Genomic DNA, 20732 nt, shown 5'->3' on the forward strand with positions numbered 1-20732 from the left:
CTAAAAAAAATCTTCCTCTTCATTTACTACATGTACCTCATCAAGAATGGTCATCTTTAATTCCTGTTGGCATTTAGTTACCAGTTCCTGAATATCCTCCTTTGTTAGTTCTTTGGTTGCCAATACTATTTCGAGCAAAATTGGCAGATTAAAGCCAGACAAAATAGTTACAGCAATCTCTTTCTCCAAAAAGGTTTTGGTAATCTTCTGATTGACACTTCCACCAAATAAATCGGTAAAAACAAAAATCTGATCTCGCTCATTCACCTGGTCTACAAATACATTCAACTCCTGTTCAAAATCACACTCATCAACATAAGCATTAATCACCGTTATTCCCTGAACCTGTCCCGTAAGCAACTGGATACTGCTAAGAAAGCCTGAAGCTAAGTGACCGTGGGTCGCTATTAGAATTTTCTTCATGCGGTTAATTCCTTTCTTTCTATTCACTTTTATATAAGCAAGTCTTATGCCAACTTTTATAAACGTTGGTTTAATCACTCTAATTCATACTAAATAAAAGTGTCTAACCTGAAAAAATCAGATTAGACACTTTTTTAGACATTTCATTTTTGAATATAGGGTCCTAATAATTCATAAAGTAGAGAAAGCTCATAGGCATTGACTTTAAAATTATATTTCATCTCCATTGATTGAAAAATACTTCTCGAAACATAATAAAATTCATCTTCATCTGGTTTCAAATCATAATTCGGTTCTTCAGATTTTTCTGTCCGAGCCAAGAATAAACGTTCCATCATCAATGCCGTATGCATATAGAGATTTAGTTTTACACGGCCATTTAGAGTGAAATGATAGTAATTTTCATATTTAGAAATGACTGTCTCCACTTCACTCATCACGATCGTTGGGTTCAAAAAGTTTAAACGGTCCGCAATTCCTTCCAACGAAAAGAATTTTACTAACTCCTGAATCAAGCGGTTAAATTCTGCCGGCTTCATTTCAGGACTCAAAATATGCTCCAAATTGGCTGCTCCATCACCATCTAAGATGTCATAAACATTAATATTAGGAATTGAAAAGGAACGTGGAAGATCCGAAGTCGTGATGACCAATTTTGTCTTGTCAAAATAAGTTTCATCATTTTGGTCGATTAATTCACGTAGCTCTCTGTAGTCCTTCGTGAAAACTTCGATGGATTCATCCGATAAATGATGACGAAAAACATCCTTCAGTTTGTCCGAAATCCCCAATCCCGACATACAGGAAATGATAATGTTGCTACTTTGAGAAAAGCCTTCAAAGTATTGAACATTGATTGAATACTTGTCTGCTGCATCCTCCGCAATCTGTTTAAATGGCGCATTCATCGTCATCTTCAGACCAATATCAAGCGCAATGGAAGTCGTCAAATTATTCAGAAGAAGTAACTCCCCTTTTAAATCGTTCTTGATCTGTGTGTAAATTTGATTTAAGGAGCCCATATCTACGATCAGTACCAGACTATCCGTATTCACTTGCCGTTTCACGAAATTCCTTGTCGATTCGACAATCTCTGACACATTACTTTCCACCGGCATATCCAAGGCTTCAAAAACATAATTGCCGCATAATTGATTCACTACTGCTTGAATACTGCTAGCTGTACTATCTCCGTGAGCAAGCAACAGGCCCTTCAGCTCGATAGACTCATTTACATAATCAGATAAAGTCACGACGATAAGCAGTCTTAGAAAGTTCTCGTCCTTTTCTGAGAGTGGTGGTAAATTCTCCAAGAACTGATTACATAAATAAGTCGTCCGAGGTAGATTTGCAGCTAATGTACGATTTATCCCAGTTAAGTCTGTCTTATAGCTTGGGGAAATGACATAGGATCTGCTGATAATTTCTGCAACAGGTCCACTCGTCGTTAATCCGTACGTTTTTCCTAAAACGGATACCCAAACCTTTCTAAACATCTGAATCATCAATCTTCTACTCATCGATAAAAAAGAATCCTTATCAATGTGATGCACCAAATGCTGTACCTCATTCTTAATCGAAGAAAAATTTTCATTGAAACTGCCTTCATTTATCAGCTGAGCAATTTTTTCCAAAATCGAATCATAATCAAACGGTTTGATTCGATCCGTTTTTATCTTTTGATTTTTCTTTATCAATAAACTAGCAATCGGCAAGCTTTCTACTTCGGATTCCAGCATATCTAACTGAATCAAGATCTCATTTTTCCCAATCGTCAATGGTTCTTCTTGTGTTCGACTGTACACATCCGCACAACTGATTTTAATGATATTCTTCAGCTTACCAATATTCCCACTAAAGGGATGAGATAACATTAAAGACAAGGCTTCTCTTGAAACAATAATATCTTTTTGTAAAATATCCGCTTCATTTTGAAAGAATAATTGAATCAGCTCTAATCGTTCTCGAATGGGGCGATCTTCAAAAGTTGGCAACATAACACTGATTTGAATACGTCGATCAAAGGTATCTAGTAGATAATCTTCACTCTTTTCCGTCGTGGCGAAGATAAAACGAACCTTAGCAGAATGCCAGTTTACATTTTCACCGACTGGACGATAGTTTCCAGTATCAATAAATAGAAAGAGCTTTTCTTGATTTTCTTTCGATAGGCGATGGACCTCATCAAGAAAAAGATAGCCGTTGTTGGCCGTTGCCAATAAACCATCGGTATCCTTTTCAGCCCCCGTAAAGGCCCCCTTCTTGTATCCAAACAGGGTCGCAGAAAGCAGCTCGGGGTTATCTGCATAATCGGCACAATTTAAAATGGCAAACGGTGCATCTTCTTCAATAATTTGCTCATGGATAGCGTATTCAAAAATTTTTGTAGCTAAAAAACTTTTCCCAACACCCGTGGCCCCATTTATTAATACACTAAGTCCGTTAGGCGGGTATTTGACAGCTGCAATACATTTTTGAATGACCTCTCTCAGACTTCCGTCATGACCAACCACAGAATGAAAGGCTTCATTTATTTGCTCCGTATTATCTACAACGGCATATTCATCCAAAGGCTTCCACAAAACAGGCTTTCCCGGCAATTTTTCGACCTTTTTATCTTCCACTAATCTCGTCAAATAATGACTGGCATTTTGACGAGAGATGCCTAGATTCTTCGAAATTGTCTCGGCAGTGACCGAAGATTTATTCCCGGCTAGTCGTATCAGCTCATCAAAAACTCGATCTTTAGCGCTCTTTTTCATTTTCTCCTCCAGTTTAATGTGTCTAAAAGCATAATAAACTATCAATTACAATGTGTCTATTCCATATTTGAATTCCCATTTTTACGTTAAAACACAAATAATCGAGGTTAAACTGGTACTGATTATAAAACTATAGTTAGATTACCCATCTCCCTCTCATACGATTAGCTTCTCTCACCTGCATCCAACCTACTTATATGAAAGAATAACTGCCGATTGTTTGTCTTTTTACAGTTACTTTCGAATATAAAAAAAAACCACCTTCAAATACTAGAAAATCTAATATTTGAAGGTGGTTTAGATCAATTGTCGTTGACTCTGTCTCATTAATAACAATAGCATACTCCAATGGACAAAGCTGGTTGATATCTCAACGCCTTTCACACCTAACAATTTTGTCACACTTATCTTTTCTTAAGTTCTATTCTATATAATTAAAAAAAACAAAAAAGAAGGAGACACCATGAAAAAATACATCGTTCCTTGTATATTTCTTTTTTTGAGTATTCTGTTATTTTCGATTTCTGCATTTGTTGGTTCTTATCTCGATTCAAGCGGTATGCTAGTTGAGCCAGCCTTCTTTTGTATTCCGTTGGGCTACCTAGCGTTAGGACTTGCCTTTTTCACGGCGTTATACAGCATCGTCAAACAAAGAATATTGAAGAAATACTCTGCTTGATTTGCACGTAAACCCTGTTAAAGAAAAGTTAGTTTTTTCAACAATGAACTTTCGAGTATTAAAAAAATGGTGATGTAGACATCGAGCGTCTGCATCGCCATCCATTACCAACAATTATTCCCAATCCCCAAAAGAAACTTCTTTTGGGGCTACTTTTTTTATTTTTTTCACCTGCTGGTCATATTGTTTTTTATAATATCGATAATCCTCTTCAATCGCTCTCAATGAGTCCCTCTGCTTGTTAGTCATAGCGTTTTTCTTTAACCCTTCTATTTGAAACGCTAACGTCAGTACATGAAGCTCTAAATCTTCAAATGTTGTATCCTCCACAATGAACCACTCCCTTGATTTGTTTGTAATTCACGACAACCTTTCGATTGAGTAGATCAATTTCATCCCGAGTAAGCCTCGTTTCTTGGCTAATATCGACTAAACAGCTGTGGGTGTATTTCTTCATCACTATTCCCGATAGATCAAGTTGGCCGTCATTAAATAAAAAATCAATCTTATCTCCTACGAAATACTGTAAATTATAGCTATTTTCGCGAAGCTCCATCACAGAACTCGGCATCGCATGACTACCATTATTCAATTATTTGCACTCTCCTTTGCTCCTTCTTTACCACATAAGAAGGCTCTACTTAGCTTATTTCACATGTAAAACAACCAACTACCTTGCGTTAATGTTGATTGTAATAAAGCTTACTTACTTTCTATTTTAGCTGACTATAGCCTATACACTCGGATATTCTTAATGAAAATTTAATATTTATATTTTATAAACGACTTTGGTCTTTTTATTAATTAGAGAACAAAAAAAGTACCCGAATGCCATTTTCTAATGGAAATCTAGGTACTTTACATTTGATTTTATCTATATTAATCGTGCCTTACTCAAAAGTTCAATCCAACATTTTCTTTCGAACTCATTTGTACACTCTTAAAAAAGCCCTGCTTTTTATGTTCTTTTATTTCTCTAACAAACTCTTCAGAAATTCTTCCCTTAGTAAAAGTAAATGCTCTTCAGAAAAATTCTGGGTCAGCTTATAACCAACAAAGTATGGGGAAACGATAAAGCGTGGGATCAGCTTTACGATGTATTTCCCTTCTTCCTCAAAGAAAAATAGATTATAGCTTTCGCAGCGTCCATGGTGATACGCATTCAAAACATAGTTAACGGTCTTTTGCACGTAATCTGCCAGACAGTGAGTTGGCTCTGGGGTTTGAGAATCAACAATAATATTTATTTCTAAAAATCCCATAACTGGCATGCTAGAAAAATTGATAACAACATTGTTCTCAGACAAAACAGTGATTCCCTCAAAATTCTCCGGTTCGATTTGGGCTTCCCCGTCAATTTCCTTTAATCCAACGATTTGCATATGAGGGTGCTTTAGACTACCACCCGATAACGGACCATGATTCTTATAAAAAAGCACTGATTTGAATTGTGGGTCTTTCTTGGTTTTTGCCCAGCAATCAATGGCGAAAGTAAATAAATTTCGATTTTCCTCGACTGTATAAGTTGAAATATCCTTGTTATGATCCGCATGTTCAATAATAATCGTTTGAAAGGTGTCCTGTAATGTCTGATATTTATTGAGCACCCAAAGCATATCTTCCTCTCTTTTCAAGATATTCTCTTCTTCTGCATATTCACAAAAAGGACACCCCGTCTTTTCTGAACCCAAATGTTGCGGCTTTCCATTGGCAGCCAACGGTAAAAAAATTAAGGCCGCTTCTTTCTTATGTTCCATAGCTCTGTAGCTCCTATCTGAAGTAAACGTGTTTTATTCTAGTAAATGAACGGACAGTATCTCCATTCAATCTCTAAACCATTTTATCCAATAATAGCATGCTTGGGAACTGGAGTTGTCAAGGAACTCTGTATTCAACAATTTTTCTTCAATATAGATTTGGAAACAGCCTTTTTACAAACTTGATTCAATGATAGACTGATTTTGTAGAGAAGTGACAGGATTTTAATATGAAGAAACGAGGAGTAGCATGATGGAAAAAATGATCCGAAAATGGGGAAAGCTCCAATGGTTAGGAATCATTGGGTTTCTAGCTGATATTTTTCACATGGAGCTTCTGCGCTTGTTTTATTTATTCTGGCTTTTCGCCTTACCGGTATTATTTTTAATGCTTTTAACGTTCTTCAGGAACCTCCCGTTCATTGTTCAAAATGCGAACCTGCTTTTAAGTATCCTGATTGTTCCACTCATCCATGGATTCAAGCTACCAGACAAAAATAGCTTCGACCCGCAATGTCCGTATTCCCTCCCTTTTGAAGGTACTTGGATTGTCGCAAATGGCGGTGTTGATAAAGCTACTTCTCATTCTTGGTCGATGCCTTCTCAGAGATATGCGTATGATTTTTTTATCACAGATCACACAGGAAAATCCTACACAGAAAATCGGAAAAATTTAGAAAATTATTATTGCTACAAAGCTAACGTATTGGCTCCGGCTGATGGAATTGTCATCAAAACGGCCAATGATTACGATAACACTCCCATTGGTGAAATCGGTGAGATTGCTTGTACTGCCCCTGATGTGCGAGGAAATTTCATTATTATCCAACACAGTGAGCATGAATACAGTGTGCTTTGCCATTTACTAAAAGGCAGTATCCGAGTCAAAACTGACGATAAGGTCCAACGTGGTGAACAAATCGCTCTATGCGGAAACAGCGGAAATACCAGCGAACCTCATATCCATTTTCAGGTCCAATCTGGTAAAAGTTTTACCTATTCTGCCGGATTACCAATTTCATTTATCGGTATAGCATGTGATGAAAAAAAGATAAGTGCTCCCTACTTTATTACTCGAGATAGTAAAGTTCGGAATATATCGTAGTTTTCTCTAAGATGACTTTAAAATCGAACATGTTTCTCATTTCTGTCTAACGCGTTTACTGACCTCATTTCCACAAGGGTTATTCTAAATTTATATAGTTCAATATTCTCCTGAATAGGATTTTAACTTGAAAGAGAAAAAGGGCTATCGAAAGTGCTAGAAGTCTCGATTTTTCTAGAATACTCAAGGGTTACTCCACGTTCAGACAATACGGCTCGCAGCTTCTTCAGATCTTTTAAAATCGTATTTTTACTGACAAACAGAAAGTCTTGGAAGTAATAGACAGATAGTTCCTCAAATTGTGCAAAAGTCAGTAAGAAAATCATTGCCTGCCGCTCTTCTTCAAGAAAAACAACTTCCTCCCGCTTTTGATTGAAAAAGAGATCGATCCAATTTCGCTTAATTATTTGGGGAATCTCAATTTCTGTCTCTGTTATTAAAATTTCAGTTTCAGATAAGTCGGACGCTACTTCATTTAGCTTTTCAATTGCCAAAAGCAAGTCCGTTTTCCTCATTTTTGTCATTTCTGTCATTTCTGTTGCTTGATCAAGCAAATATTTTTCTTTTGAATCTCCAATAAGATAACTTAACCGATAATCTATCATGTCCCTACCCCCACCTATACTATATATCCAGACCAAAGAAAGCGCTATGATTCTTCGGTACAACCTGTTTTCGCTTTTTCTCAAACAGTGTGCCGATGTTTTTAACATATAAAAAAAGAACACAATTTCACTATTTATTTTTTAAACTCGAAAGCACTTTGATACAGCCTCTATACTCGGCAACTTCAATCATACAGAATTAAAAAAACTAAGTGGACTTTTTATGTAATTGTTTCTTTCGTTATTTATTCTATCGTTTTATAAAAAAACTGCTTTAAAATAATTAAAAAAGACTTGTTGACCCATTTCGTTCATCTTACAAATCATTATAGCAACATTCCATTCTCCACTGACGATTGTTACTAAGCATGACTAAATCGAATCCTCAGAATTTTAAACCCTCGACATAATTACAACTATTTTTTGACTACTGCCATATCAGAACAAAACAATCCTTAATTATTGCTATTCGACAAAAAAAGGATCGAGCATCTAAAAATGCTCGACCCTTCCTTTTTAACTATTACATAATCGTTCCCATTGCTACGTTTTGATCTTCATCATTGATAATCGCCGCAGCAACAGCTGCTTCTAAACCTTTAGCGATTGTTTCAACGGATAAGCTCGGTGTTCCTACAGGTAAATCTATCACTTGCTCAGGCAAGTAAGGCACATGGATGAATCCGCCTTTGAGCTTCTTCCCTTCTTTGTCTGCTAAATACAGCAAACGATACATGATATCATTGCAGACGAATGTTCCAGCGGTGTAAGAAACGCTGGATGGAATTCCCGTTTCTTTTACTTTGCTGACCATCGCTTTGACTGGAAGTGTTGCAAAATAGGCTGTTTCACCATCTTCATAAATGACTTGGTTCAATGGCTGTTGTTCTTCATTATCTGGAATGCGAGCCTCCATCAAATTGATGGCAACTTTTTCAACGGAAATATCTGAGCGGCCGCCCGCTTGTCCGACGCAAATGACGATATCGGGATTTTGTTCCTCAATCGCTTTTGCCAGAACTTCGCCATCCTTTTTAAAGACTGTGGGAATTTCCAGCTTATGGATTTCAGCGCCTTCAATTGTATCAGGTAATAATTTTACTGCTTCGAACGCAGGATTAATTGCTGCGCCGCCAAAGGGATCAAAACCGGTAATTAAAACTTTCATTTACTTCACCATTCCTTTTTCTTCTATTTAAATAAAATCATATAGCAGATTTGGAAAACCAAAAAGATTACTGCTAAGACTGCTTGATTTTTGATCACGCCAAAACGATCCTTCATCTCCAGCATCGCCACTGGAACAATGTTGAAATTGGCAGCCATCGGTGTACACAAGGTTCCACAGTAGCCACAGGTCAATGCGACCATTCCGATTAAGACCGGATCAGCTCCATAAGCCAGAACAAACGGTGCTCCAATTCCGACAGTCATGACTGTGATTGCGGCAAAGGCATTTCCCATGATCATCGTAAACAGCATCATGCCGATCGCAAAGACGATAATTCCCAGATTGACATTTCCTTTTGGAATCACCTTCGCTACCAGATCAGAGATTACTTCTCCAACTCCAGCGGCCGTAAAAATCGCACCTAAACTAGCTAATAGCATCGGCAGCATACTCAACGGACCTACTGTCGACAACATGCGTTCCGCATCATCCAAGAATACTTTTGGTTTGTTTGAATGAGAATAAACCATTAAGACAACAATCGCAACTAATACACCCACGCCAACACCAACTAAGGCGCCTAATTGTGTGAATACCGCAAAAATAATTGCAAAAATCCCCATTGATAACGCTGGGATAAAAATTTTCATCCCAATCTTATCGGCCATTTTATTCGTAACAGCCTCAGTTGGTGCACTTTCTTTGCCTTTGCTGACCTTTTTGAAAATTGGCGGCAATGTCATAATAATAACGATCACACCATTAGCCATCGGTGGAATCCAGCGACCAAACATCATGACTACACCTAGTGCACACCAGAAAACCGCAGTACCGATCGGTGTTGGATTTGCTTTATCTCGGGCGTTTTTAATCCCGGTATAAACAGCAACTGCACCCATAATAATATAAATAATTTCAAGTAGCTTTTCAGATAATAAAACATCTTGACTTAGAAAAAATGACATATGTGTTCCTCCCTATTTATCGTTGCCGTAGTATTTTTTGTATAATTTTCGGTCTTTTAAGAAGTAGTATACGATCGCTACGATGACTGCAAATAACGCCACCGGAATCTCAACCTTCGCTAAATCAAGCAGACTCGTTTCATAACCTAGATCCTTCAATGTCGCTTGAACTAACAGCGCTCCTGGACCTCCTACAAATAATACTTGGAAGAAAAACCAGGCAATATTTTCCATCCCTGAGGACATTCCTTTTAATTCTTCAACATAATCTTCTTCGGGTTCTTTTCCTTTTGCTTCAATTGAACCAATCACCATTGGCATAATGATCGGACGGACAAAACCGGCTACCCCGCCAAAGCTGATATTGAAGGCCGCAAAGATTGAACGCATTACCCCGTACGCGCCAATGACCGCACCAGCGGAAGCATTTTTGATTTTTCCAATTAATTTTGCTGCTGATTCCTTTAAGCCATTTCGCTCCAAGGTTCCAGTAACCAGCATAATTAAGATGAAAATTGCCATCGAACGATTGGAAACAAAGCTTGTTCCCAATGTTGTCAGCAAGCCCTCAACACCTAAACCGCCAGTGATCGCTGTAACGATTGCCGCCACTAAAATGATCAAAATTGAATCTAATTTCAGTGCGAAACCAATAATAACAATCAAAATACCTATTAATTTAACTAATTCCATGTAAAAATTTTCCTCCCTTATTCATTTCAAAATGATGTAACCATTTGAAATGAATTTTCTTATGATCAGTGTTAGCATGCGGTTCTACTAACATATAAAAATGCGAAGTAGAACGCGCAACTGACATCCTTATGATGATGCAATAATCGGACGAAGCCGAGTGTAGCTAATATTTATTTCCTCTGGTGTAAACACCGTAGAGCTCTGGTAAAGCGATTTTGCCTCTAGCAATAAATCAATCGTTGCCAGATCGTGGACAACATGGGCCTCAGCGCACAATCTTAAGTATTCTCCTTGAGCCGTTTCGTCTGCCACTTCACTTGTGTAGGCGACTGATGTCAACCATGGAAAGCGAATCGACGGATAGCGATGTGTTGTATCTGCCGCAAAGCCGATCCAATAATTGATCATTTCCTTATAATACTCTGCTGGAAATAGCTTAGGCAGCCATTTATGGGCATAGGTTTCAAATTGCTGCGCCCACTCTTCATTCCACTTTTTCATTTCTGGTACAGAGCCAATCGCCTCTGCAATCACATCTTCGATTTTTTTATTCAAGACGATGTTCGAACGATATTCTTCATTTGTAGGGAACCAAAAATAGCCATACAATAATGAACGTGGAAGCCAAAAGCCTTTATATGAAGGCGATGTATAACCAGAAAACGGCTGCTCCCATTCATGAGTAGGAACACCATGATTATCCACCATAACATCTGGGACAAATCGCTCATACAGTCGCGTCATTCCTAGCGCTTCGGTATGCTGTGTTTCCAGATTGAAGTATTCATAATAGAACTCTTTTCCTACTCCGTTAAAACGAGCAACATGGAGCTTCCACTCAGGTGTCTTTTTTTGCAGCTCATAATGAATCGCTGCGCCATCGACATTTTCCAAAGGAACGATCACCAAATTCAGGTGCTCTGCAACATCCTGATACTTCGGATCGGTTAGCAATTCCTTCAATAGTAGAAAAGCTCCGTTCGTACCTGACACTTCATTCGCGTGATGCCGCGCATTGATTATTTCTGATGGATAATTGGTCAAACGCTTGGTTCTCGATAAATAACCAGAATCGGCAGCTTTTGGCAATAATTCGATCGCATATATTTCTCGTCCTAAATAGGATGTCGCGATCTTGTAGACTGAAATCTGCGGCACACGTTTTAACTGCTGAATAATAGATAGATATTCCTCATATCCAATGACTTCCTCAGGATGCAAATCAATCTGATCAATCGTTAAGTCCTTAACTGCCTCTGGCGCCTTTTGAGGGACGTCAACTATAAAACGCTGCCCCTCAGCTTGAAAGATTAATTGTTTGTACAAACGAAAATCATAATCTTGACCAACTAATCCTTTACCTAAGAGACTTGCGTAGGCTTCTACAACCTCCGCCTGTACACCCTCAATCTGAATTGTTGCAGCTAAGCCCTGTGATCCATAATGAATGGACTGAAGATAACAATTGATTTCCCTGCGTTCAGGTGGATAGACGGCTTGTTTGCCCTTCACCACAATTTGAGGATCTTTGTTTACTTGTTCAAGAAGTGTGACTTTAAATTGAGGTTTTCCTTCTTTTTTCTGAACAATCGGTAAAATCAACCCCGGCTCTTCAAACATCTCACCATGAACGTCCAAGCCATAATTTTTGAAATAATCTGCTCCTGCAAAATAGAGGTCTTCATGCAACGCGTCCAAACTAGACAAAAGATCATTCCGACTTGTCAAACGTTCATCTGGTTCACTTGCAGTAATCTCTAATTGCAGCTGCGCGAAAAATGGCTGCTGTGCCTTAGTTGGCTTGCCATTCGTCCGCTCTTCAATCCATGAACGGCAACTTGGCAGCACCTCTTCCTGATAGAGTGTCCAAATTTTTTCAATATCTGTTGGGAATCGCTCCTCTAAAACAGGCACGTCATTAATCTTCACTTTCAGTCTTCCGGTTGGCGGATGAACCTTTCCCATCCCTGGATAAGCAGTTAGATACGGTCTTTCAGAATAACTGGCTTGATAAGCCCAGCGTTTCTCTTCCGTCTCTGTTTTCACTATCAGTTCATAGGTCAGCTCTTCTGAGCCGGAATAAGTAGCAAACGCTATCTGATCAGCCGACAGGTTGAAGGCCTTCATCAGATTATCTTGAATCGGATAAAGCTCTTGCAGATAACGAATCGGCAAATCATTCCATTTTTCCGGATCACGACCGTCTACATTATTATAGGTCGGTGTCGCACCAGATTCCTCTGTCCATTCCGTTACTCCCTCTGGCAAAAAGGGCTTAAAAGCTATTGTAACATTCTCAATTTTCTGACTTTTCAGCTTAGGTATAATGATGTCATTGATCCAGGAATACCCTTGCTTATGAGCACAAACCAGTTCAATCTTCCCATCTGCCTGACGAGCGGTCAGTTCCTTGTGAATCCTTTGTTGAAGCGCCTCGCGTACTTGCCAATCCTCACTGAGCACACCTGTAATTTCTACACGATCACCTGCATGAATTTTAGGATAAACAGAAGCTATTTTTTCTAAAAACTCATCAACCTCCCAAGTTAAATCGAAGGCCTTCTCGTAGGCTTCAATCATAGAACGATGATTGACAAAGGTTGAATCAGGAAATGCCACCTCAATCTCTTCCTGTCGTTGTGTAATTTCAGGTGACGCATACACCAGCTTCTCCTCAGCTGGCAAGCTTGCGGCATAAGCCAATTGACCATCGAGGTTTTTCATTGAAAAGCTCTCTACCAACTTTTGAAGATAGCTGCTCCAAGTCTCAAAAGCGGAAAGCTTTGGAAACTGTTCACACAAAATCGCCGAAAATTCCTCCAGCTCTGCTCCAGTTCCTTCTATAATAATTTGTTCGCCCTGTTTAAAAATTCGACAATTTTCTGCTTCTCGGAATAAAATTGCTGGACCACTCTCATAACTCTGGCTAAGCAGCCAATCCGTTATTGCTGTGGTCTCCATGCCAAAACGAAAAGCAATATTGCTGGCCGCAGCCATCATTGAAGCACTGCACTTTTCGGGTACAATCATCTTAACTGCTAGTTTATCTGGTAAAAAATCATGGTTTCGATCTTCTAAAAGCGGACCAGTACTAAATAATTTCTCTAACCCAGTCACTTCTCGCCATTCATAATCAATGACCCCCTCAGCATATTGATTTGTCGCTTGATAATCCTCTGGCGGTCTTTCATGCTTCTGCTTTTGTACAAGCTGTTTCATTAACTCTTGTTCAGTTGGCGTAGCCTCACCCATAGTCGTACTAGCAATTGGAAAAGTTGAATGTTCGCACATAAATCCTGAAATCAAAGCTGCTTGAATGGTCTGGCGTTGTTCAAGAAAAGCTAATTGTCCTTCTACTTTTAGCACATCATTTCCTCCCTACTGCTGTTTTTTAAACAATGTCCCAATCTCACGTCCAGCTAAAATATCATATAAGACATGTGGATCTCTGCCATTTGCTAGAACCATCGAGATATTTGCCGTTAAAGCCCCAGTTGCTGTTTTCAGCTTACTGCGAATCCCGCCGCGGCTTAATTTTCCTAAGCTAGGATCAGAGGCTTCAAATAAGCGTTGATCAATTTTACTTAAATGACGAATCATTTGTGCTTCTTCGTTGACTGACGGATTTTCCGAATACAGGCCGTTCACATCGGTCAGCATGATTAATAAATCAGCATCAACTGCCTCAGCGATCAATAAAGAGAGCTCATCATTGTCTTCAAATTTTGTTCTATGCTCCCCTTCATCCACCGTCACCGCGTCATTTTCATTCACAATTGGTAAAATTCGACGGTCCAAAAGCTCTTGAATCGTTTTGTCGAAAGCCCGCCGATTTTCAGGGACTGTTAAAATATCTCTACTCAATAACAGCTGTCCGATATTCTGATCGCGCTTCTTGAACTCAGCTTCGTATAAGCCGGTTAGAATGCCTTGTCCAACAGCCGCAGCTGCGTATTTGGATACCTCACCTAGTTGGACTGTTCCAGCACCAACAGCCCCTGAAGATACTAAAATAATTTTCTTCCCTGATCTCATTAATTGGGCCAATACGCTGGCTAATTTTGAGATAGCTGATTCAATTATTCCCGTTTCCGGCGATACTAATAAACTTGTTCCAACCTTTATAACTATGATATCTGCCTTTTTTATTTCTTCTCTCATCAAATACACCTTAACTATAAAAAACAGACGATTAAACTATATAAAACAGCAATCGACCATTACAATTCTTTTATTTTGTGCTAATCATATCACAAAGATATCTACATGAAAATATTTTATTTTTAATCGCCCACTTTTATCTCATTCATTTTGGGTTTATAAAAGCGTTTTTCTCTTTGTTTTTAATTGTTTGGAATATCCGCTTACAAAACAGACGTTATATTATAAGCGTGATATAAAATATTTTTTAGAGAAATAGAGCAATTAAATATCATCACAATTCATAATAAATAATCAAATAAAGTGAAATGTTCGAATTTTCCATTTGAAATAATCAAACGTCCAAGATTATTTTCATGTTTTAAAAAAATAACCTCACTAAATTTCTTGAAGGAAAAGATGAAACTTCTTTTAAGGCATCTAAGAAAACTATAAAAAAATAATGGACCAACGAAAAAATTGCTAAGCAAAAATTTCGTTGATCCATTCGATTCATTTATCTTTCAAAAAAAATCTACTCTGTATCGTCTTACATCAAGCTTTGATACAACTCAATAATCTCAGAAACACTAGCATCGCGAGGATTCCCTGGGGTACAGACATCCTTGAAGGCATCTTCCGCAATTTTAGGAAGATCCTCCGATTTCACACCTAATTCAGAAATAGTCGCTGGAATCCCGACATCCTTACTTAACTGATCGATCGCCTCACAAGCCGCGGTTCTAACTTCTTCTATACTCATTGTCTCAATTGCTTCTATTTGTAATACTTCGGCGATTTCCCGGTATTTTTCTCCAGTGAAATCCTTATTGAATTTCATTACTGTCGGTAATAGCGCGGCACAGGCTACGCCATGAGGAATATTATACCAAGCACTCAACGGGTGAGCCATTCCATGAACCAGTCCTAAACCAACATTTGAAAAGCCCATCCCAGCAATGTATTGACCTAACGCCATTTCTTCGCGGGCTAATTGTTTTTCATTCACTGAGTCTCTCAATGAACGACCGATGATCTCGATTGCTTTTAGATGTAGCATATCGGTTAATTCCCATGCACCTTTAGTAATAAAGCCTTCAATGGCATGAGTCATGGCGTCCATCCCCGTCGAAGCAGCTAGCTTTTTCGGCATGCCCATCATCATGTCACTATCAACGAAAGCGACGATTGGAATATCGTTCGGATCCACACAGACAAACTTGCGATGATTCTTTTCATCGGTAATAACATAGTTGATCGTTACTTCTGCGGCAGTCCCTGAAGTTGTAGGTACGGCTAGAATTGGCAATGAAGGATTTTTTGTCGCTGCGGTTCCTTCTAAGCTTAATACATCGGAAAATTCTGGGTTAGTCATAATGATCCCAATCGCTTTGGCCGTATCGATCGGTGAGCCACCACCGATTGCGATAATCGCATCCGCCTTTGAAGCTTCAACGAAGGCTACGCCATCCTTCACGTTTTGAACTGTTGGATTAGGAACGATCCCATCATAAATGTCATAAAAAACATTTGCTTGGTCCAGCAATTCAGTTACTTTGGTTGCCACTTTAAAGTCAATTAATCCTTTGTCTGTAACCACAACGACTTTTTTAAAGCCGCGCTTTTCAATTGCAGGAACGATGTTTTCAATCGCACCTTTGCCAAAATAAGATGTTTCATTCAAGATCATTCTATTTACTGTCATTTGTTTTCCTCCATCTAATGTGTTTATTTTCACAATATTATTTAACAAATTGGAGGGTTGCCCCTCCGATTCATTTAGCTATTTAGATACCCTTCTCTAGGTGTTACACCAAAGCTGTCGGCTAATAAACGTAAGTTTTCATCGCTAATAGTTTGCTTGACGCCGCCTTGAGCGCACACATAAGTGTAAACTTCTGCCGCCTTTTCAGCCGTTTCAATCAGACCAAATACCTCATCCATATCTTTTCCTGCACCATAGATCCCGTGCTGCGGCCATAAAACTAAGCGCGTTTCCTTCATTTTTGCGGCTGTCGCCTCACCTATTTCGGTTGTTCCAGGAACAATCCACGGAAGAATGGAGACGCCCTCTGGAAAGACCACTAAGCATTCCGTACACATTTGCCACAAGGTACGAGTAAAGACTTTTTCATCTAAATCGTGGGTAAAGCTCATCGCCAATAAATGTGTCGCATGGTTATGCATAATGATGCGATTTTCAGGATCAACCTCTAGTCGTGCCATATGACTCATGAAGTGACTCGGCAGTTCGCTAGTAGGAACCGCGCCATTTTCCAATCCCCATAGCAGCTGTAAGGTTTTTCCATCTTCTTTTACGCGGATAACTCCTAAATTTTCCGCTGGATTCGCTTGAACATTTTTAAAGTACTTGCCAGAGCCGGTCACGATAAAATATTTCCCTGCTAATGAAGCAGCATCAAAGATCATCGGAATTTCCCGAATGACTTCAGTCGGGTCTAAAAACGGTAATACTTCATTTTCCTCCAACAAATAGCTGATATTTCCGCCATTGCGTTCATCCCAGCCTAGTCGGTATAAATTAGTCGTTACCTCGATCATTTCTTCTACATAGTTTGCGTTTAATATATTGTTCTTTTTCAACACGTTTTCCCTACTTTCTTAAGCTTAAAACATCTTTTTCATAGTGCTTAACCTCTGTTAACCAATCCAGACCAACCGGTACATTGTTGATTTCGCAGAAGTAATTCCAAACATCCGCAAATGGAAAGTCCTTCAATTCCTCGATCATTGCTAGGCGAGTCGTGTAATCGCCAGACAATTCGATTTCCTTAAGCGTATCAGTTGGTTCAAGCATCGCCTTCAACAGTGCTTTTTGTGTATTGCGAGTACCAATCACCCACGCGGCTACACGATTGATCGTCGCGTCAAAGAAGTCTAAGCCAATGTGTGTTTTCTTAAGCAGATCGTTGCGAACCAATTCACGTCCAATTTCCTGTAATTCATCGTCCATGATTACCACATGATCACTATCCCAACGAACTGGACGGCTAACATGGAGTAAAATCCCATCACTGAACAAGCCTAATGAGGATAATTTATTTGAAATGACCTCTGTAGGATGAAAATGACCTGCGTCTAAACAAATCAACTTATCGCGAGTCAAGCCATAACCCATATAGAACTCATGGGAACCAACAGTATACGCCTCGGCACCAAGTCCAAAGAGCTTACTTTCCACTGCATCTAAGGTGTGGCCAGGATCAAGCTTCTCAGAAAAAATCTCATCCAATGCTGTCATCAAGCGTTCTCTCGGTGTATAGCGATCGATCGGATTGTCTTTGTAGCCATCTGGTACCCAGAAATTATTGACACATACCTGACCAGTTTCTTTCCCGAAATATTCAGCGATCTTACGAGAACGCTTGCCATGTTCGATCCAAAATTCGCGAACCTCAGAATCCGGCGAAGCCAAGGTAAAACCGTCTTTAAACATGGGATGTGAGAAAAAGGTCGGATTAAAATCTAAGCCCAAGCCTTGATTTTTGGCCCAATCAACCCATTTTTCAAAATGCTTCGGCTCAAGTTCATTTAGATCGACTTTTTCATCTGTATCCAAGTAAATCGCATGCAGATTCAATTTATGCTTACCAGGAATTAAGGAATAAGCTTTTTCCAAGTCTGAGCGTAATTCTTCCGGCGTGCGAGCGCCCCCTGGATAATTTCCTGTAACTGAGATTCCGCCAGAAAGCTCATCATCACTCAAAAAGCCTTTAACATCATCTCCCTGCCAAACATGCATCGAGATCTTTACTTCGGCTAATTGCTTTAATACCGCATCTGTATCAACATTCATTTTTTCATAGGCCGCCTTAGCAGCTTGATATTTTTGAGTTACTTCACTCATTTTCCTTGCTCCTTTTTTCGATAAATTTTTTATACTTTTCTAATACTTCGTGATCACAGGCTTGTGGTAAATGCTTGCTAAATGTGAAGGAATCCAAAATACATTGGCGTCCAGTTTCAATCGACTCAAATTCTTTTGTAGCAACCATTTGCATCAGAATATTTCCGATTGCTGTCGCCTCTCCCGGTCCTGCACTGATTTCAATTTGCGCGACATCAGCGGTAAGCTGGTTAAGAAACTTATTGTTAGAACCACCGCCAACGATGTGCAGTTTACTAAGCTTGTCATTGGTTCCGGTCATTTTTTCCAGCTTCTCTAATTCACTGGCATAACAAAGGGCTAAATTGTCATAAATACAGCGGGCAATCGCGCCTGGTGTTTCAGGTATCGTCTGCCCGGTTTTTTTACAATAATCTTGAATAGCGGAAATCATGTTTTTTGGATTTAAAAAGCTCTCATGATTCACATCAATGAATTGTTGAAAAGGGGCTTCCTTTGCGGCCAGTTCTGCTAGATCAGGAAAACTATATTGATAGTCTTGCATTCGAGCGACTTCTTGAATCAACCACATTCCCATAATATTTTTTAAAAAGCGAATCGTGTTATGGGCGCCCCATTCATTCGTGTAATTTTCATTAAAGGCTTCTCGACTAACATTTGCTACCTTCGTTTCGACTCCTAAAAGTGACCAAGTCCCACTTGATATATAGCCCCAATCCCGGCCCTGTCCCGGTGTTCCGAGAATCGCCGAGGCGGTGTCATGACTAGCCACTGAAACAAAGGTCGCCTCAGGCAAATCAAAATCAGGAAATTTCTCCTTCACCAGCGAACCTAGAATGGTTCCAGCATCTACTAACGGCGGCAGCTGATCTTTACGAATTCCGACTAAATCTAACAACTCTTCATCCCAAGTATCATTGGCAGGATTTAGCAGCTGCATGGTCGAAGCATTCGTCTTTTCCGTTACGGCCTGATTGGTAAAGACATACCCAAGGTAATCTGGAATCAATAATAATTTATCGGTTTTCTCTAGCAGTTCTCTTTGTTCAACCAACAGCTGGAAAATTGTATTAAAGGATTGGATTTGTATCCCGGTCTTCTCATACAACGTTTCCAAGCTCATAAGTTTTTGAAACTTCTCGACTGCGTTTTTCGTTCGGCTATCTCGGTAGGCGATCGGATCACCTAAAAGAGTGCCATCCTTGTCCACAAGACAATAATCAACCGCCCAAGTATCAATACCGACGTAGCAATGTTCAATGCCGCTTTGCTTTACTTTTTCTAAGCCAACGACAATCTCCTGAATCAAATAGTTGATATCCCAACGCTGAAAACCATCCAATAGCCGAAAACCATTTTTAAAACGATGAACTTCGGTCAAGGTCAGCTGCCCATCAATCAGTTCACTTTTCATCAAGCGACCGCTAGAGGCACCAATATCAATAGCAATATATATTTTCATTACCTGCTCCTTTCACTTTATTGATAGAATATTAAAAATTGAGATTTGATGACTCAATCTCGTATACTCAACTTATGATGTTATTCTACAACCATATGTAAGCTTTTACATTACACGATTTTGATGTATAATTGCATTATCTTGGTGAAAGGAAGCTCACAATGACTTATTGGGAAAAAGCCAACCATTCATGGACCGCTGATTCAACTAGATTTATTCTTACTCCAAAGCAAAAAAGCCGCGATTTATTTTATTACATTCAAGAAATCGGCTACTTTAAGGCAAACAAGCCGTATTTTACCGAACGAGAGAATCTTCCCTCCTATTTGATGAAATTCACCTTGTCTGGTACTGGGGAGCTGCATTACAAAGACGAGGTCTATACTCTAAAAGCGGGGGATATTTTTTTCATTGATTGTAAGAGCTACCAGTATTATAAAACCATCAGCAGCGAACCCTGGGAGATGGATTGGGTTCACTTTTCTGGTGGAAACACTGAAAACTTCTATCACGAATTCATCAAAAATGGCTCGAATGTTCTACATACGAACTCAGAAAACGCGCGAAATAACCAGATTCACTTACTCATGGAGAAATTATTACAGCTGCAAAAGGAACCAAATGCCAAAACAGACTTTGAATCCTCTGTCCTAGTGCATGAATTATTAAATGAGCTGATTCTGCAAAAATACCAAATGGACTTTGCGGACAGCGAAATTCCTGAATACATTCTGAATGTGAAAAGCTATATCGACGAGAATTACCGTCAGGGCGTTACCCTAGAGGAGTTAGAAAAACATTTCCATCTAAATAAATATCAAATCGTCAAAGACTTTTCGAAATTCATGGGGCAGCCTCCAGTGGATTATCAAATAAGCTGCAAAATTTCCTATGCGAAAGATTTGCTTCGGTATTCCAATCTTTCAATTAAGGAGATCTCATTAGAAGCAGGTCTGGACAATTTTGCTTACTTTAGCCGCCTCTTTAAAAAAAAGACCGGGATTTCTCCTAGTGAATACCGCAGAACAGATCGAGTGATTAAAGAATAAGTTGACAATCAGCTAAAAAGCCCGATCATTCATCCAATGATCGGGCTTTT

At 39.2% G+C, this 20732-nt stretch carries 18 protein-coding genes; 3 read left to right on the forward strand and 15 right to left on the reverse strand.

Features of this window, described 5'->3' with window-relative positions:
• Positions 1 to 423 carry a PTS sugar transporter subunit IIA gene (locus KQI58_RS05470; RefSeq protein ID WP_253295795.1) on the reverse strand — a complete coding sequence of 141 codons (423 nt, stop codon included), beginning with the start codon at positions 421 to 423 and terminating at the stop codon, positions 1 to 3.
• A 143-nt stretch (positions 424 to 566) separates the two neighbouring features.
• Complete coding sequence (locus tag KQI58_RS05475; protein WP_216407170.1) at positions 567 to 3185, reverse strand: sigma 54-interacting transcriptional regulator; 2619 nt, start codon at positions 3183 to 3185, stop codon at positions 567 to 569.
• Between the two features lie 463 nt (positions 3186 to 3648).
• Between KQI58_RS05475 and KQI58_RS05480 the strand changes: the two genes are divergently transcribed.
• A complete protein-coding gene (locus tag KQI58_RS05480; protein ID WP_216407172.1) occupies positions 3649 to 3864 on the forward strand; it encodes a DUF3955 domain-containing protein in 216 nt (71 codons plus the stop codon).
• 114 nt (positions 3865 to 3978) lie between these two features.
• Here the strand turns inward: KQI58_RS05480 and KQI58_RS05485 are convergent, their stop codons facing one another.
• The 3 genes from KQI58_RS05485 to KQI58_RS05495 form a co-directional block, all read right to left on the reverse strand.
• Positions 3979 to 4194, reverse strand: coding sequence for a hypothetical protein (locus KQI58_RS05485; RefSeq protein WP_216407174.1), 216 nt, complete (start codon positions 4192 to 4194; stop codon positions 3979 to 3981).
• On the reverse strand, positions 4175 to 4456 hold the full coding sequence (locus KQI58_RS05490) for a YkvS family protein (RefSeq protein ID WP_216407176.1): 282 nt from the start codon (positions 4454 to 4456) through the stop codon (positions 4175 to 4177). Before KQI58_RS05490 ends, KQI58_RS05485 begins: the two co-directional genes overlap by 20 nt.
• 376 nt (positions 4457 to 4832) lie before the next feature.
• Positions 4833 to 5621, reverse strand: a complete 789-nt coding sequence (locus tag KQI58_RS05495) for a DUF4931 domain-containing protein (RefSeq protein ID WP_216407178.1) — start codon at positions 5619 to 5621, stop codon at positions 4833 to 4835.
• 253 nt (positions 5622 to 5874) lie between these two features.
• On the opposite strand from KQI58_RS05495, the gene KQI58_RS05500 reads away from it, so the two are divergent.
• The gene (locus KQI58_RS05500) at positions 5875 to 6726 is read left to right on the forward strand and encodes a M23 family metallopeptidase (RefSeq protein WP_216407180.1); all 852 of its coding nucleotides are present in this window, start codon (positions 5875 to 5877) and stop codon (positions 6724 to 6726) included.
• 122 nt (positions 6727 to 6848) lie between these two features.
• On the opposite strand, the gene KQI58_RS05505 is transcribed toward KQI58_RS05500, so the two are convergent.
• The 10 genes from KQI58_RS05505 to rhaB form a co-directional block, all read right to left on the reverse strand.
• A complete protein-coding gene (locus KQI58_RS05505; protein WP_253295796.1) occupies positions 6849 to 7331 on the reverse strand; it encodes a hypothetical protein in 483 nt (160 codons plus the stop codon).
• A gap of 523 nt (positions 7332 to 7854) precedes the next feature.
• Positions 7855 to 8499, reverse strand: a complete 645-nt coding sequence (gene pcp / locus KQI58_RS05510; RefSeq protein ID WP_216407182.1) for a pyroglutamyl-peptidase I — start codon at positions 8497 to 8499, stop codon at positions 7855 to 7857.
• A 23-nt stretch (positions 8500 to 8522) separates the two neighbouring features.
• A complete protein-coding gene (locus tag KQI58_RS05515; RefSeq protein ID WP_216407184.1) occupies positions 8523 to 9467 on the reverse strand; it encodes a DUF979 domain-containing protein in 945 nt (314 codons plus the stop codon).
• Positions 9468 to 9479: 12 nt separating this feature from the next.
• Positions 9480 to 10160, reverse strand: a complete 681-nt coding sequence (locus KQI58_RS05520; RefSeq protein WP_137439081.1) for a 5-oxoproline transporter, DUF969 family subunit — start codon at positions 10158 to 10160, stop codon at positions 9480 to 9482.
• Between the two features lie 129 nt (positions 10161 to 10289).
• Positions 10290 to 13529, reverse strand: a complete 3240-nt coding sequence (locus KQI58_RS05525; protein WP_216407186.1) for a M14 family metallopeptidase — start codon at positions 13527 to 13529, stop codon at positions 10290 to 10292.
• A gap of 12 nt (positions 13530 to 13541) precedes the next feature.
• Complete coding sequence (proB, locus tag KQI58_RS05530) at positions 13542 to 14324, reverse strand: glutamate 5-kinase (protein WP_216407188.1); 783 nt, start codon at positions 14322 to 14324, stop codon at positions 13542 to 13544.
• Between the two features lie 529 nt (positions 14325 to 14853).
• Positions 14854 to 16008 (reverse strand): lactaldehyde reductase, encoded by a 1155-nt coding sequence (gene fucO / locus KQI58_RS05535; protein ID WP_216407190.1) that lies wholly within the window; start codon positions 16006 to 16008, stop codon positions 14854 to 14856.
• Between the two features lie 74 nt (positions 16009 to 16082).
• Entirely contained in the window at positions 16083 to 16907 is an 825-nt protein-coding gene (gene rhaD / locus KQI58_RS05540) for a rhamnulose-1-phosphate aldolase (RefSeq protein ID WP_216407192.1), read from the reverse strand.
• Between the two features lie 10 nt (positions 16908 to 16917).
• A complete protein-coding gene (gene rhaA, locus KQI58_RS05545) occupies positions 16918 to 18171 on the reverse strand; it encodes an L-rhamnose isomerase (protein WP_216407194.1) in 1254 nt (417 codons plus the stop codon).
• Positions 18164 to 19633 carry a rhamnulokinase gene (gene rhaB / locus KQI58_RS05550; protein WP_216407196.1) on the reverse strand — a complete coding sequence of 490 codons (1470 nt, stop codon included), beginning with the start codon at positions 19631 to 19633 and terminating at the stop codon, positions 18164 to 18166. Before rhaB ends, rhaA begins: the two co-directional genes overlap by 8 nt.
• A 161-nt stretch (positions 19634 to 19794) precedes the next feature.
• Between rhaB and KQI58_RS05555 the strand changes: the two genes are divergently transcribed.
• Positions 19795 to 20682 (forward strand): AraC family transcriptional regulator, encoded by an 888-nt coding sequence (locus tag KQI58_RS05555; RefSeq protein WP_216407199.1) that lies wholly within the window; start codon positions 19795 to 19797, stop codon positions 20680 to 20682.
• Positions 20683 to 20732 lie beyond the last annotated feature (50 nt).

This window comes from Enterococcus raffinosus (genome assembly GCF_018917525.1).
Lineage (GTDB): Bacteria > Bacillota > Bacilli > Lactobacillales > Enterococcaceae > Enterococcus_A > Enterococcus_A raffinosus_A.

Bases quoted from the DNA above. Each gene is read 5' to 3' on its own strand.
- pcp (WP_216407182.1), bottom strand. From the start codon at position 8,499: ATGAAAGTTTTAATTACCGGTTTTGATCCCTTTGGCGGCGCAGCAATT.
- KQI58_RS05495 (WP_216407178.1), bottom strand. From the start codon at position 5,621: ATGGAACATAAGAAAGAAGCGGCCTTAATTTTTTTACCGTTGGCTGCC.
- KQI58_RS05515 (WP_216407184.1), bottom strand. From the start codon at position 9,467: ATGTCATTTTTTCTAAGTCAAGATGTTTTATTATCTGAAAAGCTACTT.
- KQI58_RS05520 (WP_137439081.1), bottom strand. From the start codon at position 10,160: ATGGAATTAGTTAAATTAATAGGTATTTTGATTGTTATTATTGGTTTC.
- fucO (WP_216407190.1), bottom strand. From the start codon at position 16,008: ATGACAGTAAATAGAATGATCTTGAATGAAACATCTTATTTTGGCAAA.
- rhaB (WP_216407196.1), bottom strand. From the start codon at position 19,633: ATGAAAATATATATTGCTATTGATATTGGTGCCTCTAGCGGTCGCTTG.
- KQI58_RS05500 (WP_216407180.1), top strand. From the start codon at position 5,875: ATGGAAAAAATGATCCGAAAATGGGGAAAGCTCCAATGGTTAGGAATC.
- KQI58_RS05505 (WP_253295796.1), bottom strand. From the start codon at position 7,331: ATGATAGATTATCGGTTAAGTTATCTTATTGGAGATTCAAAAGAAAAA.
- KQI58_RS05480 (WP_216407172.1), top strand. From the start codon at position 3,649: ATGAAAAAATACATCGTTCCTTGTATATTTCTTTTTTTGAGTATTCTG.
- KQI58_RS05470 (WP_253295795.1), bottom strand. From the start codon at position 423: ATGAAGAAAATTCTAATAGCGACCCACGGTCACTTAGCTTCAGGCTTT.
- KQI58_RS05475 (WP_216407170.1), bottom strand. From the start codon at position 3,185: ATGAAAAAGAGCGCTAAAGATCGAGTTTTTGATGAGCTGATACGACTA.
- KQI58_RS05555 (WP_216407199.1), top strand. From the start codon at position 19,795: ATGACTTATTGGGAAAAAGCCAACCATTCATGGACCGCTGATTCAACT.
- proB (WP_216407188.1), bottom strand. From the start codon at position 14,324: ATGAGAGAAGAAATAAAAAAGGCAGATATCATAGTTATAAAGGTTGGA.
- rhaA (WP_216407194.1), bottom strand. From the start codon at position 18,171: ATGAGTGAAGTAACTCAAAAATATCAAGCTGCTAAGGCGGCCTATGAA.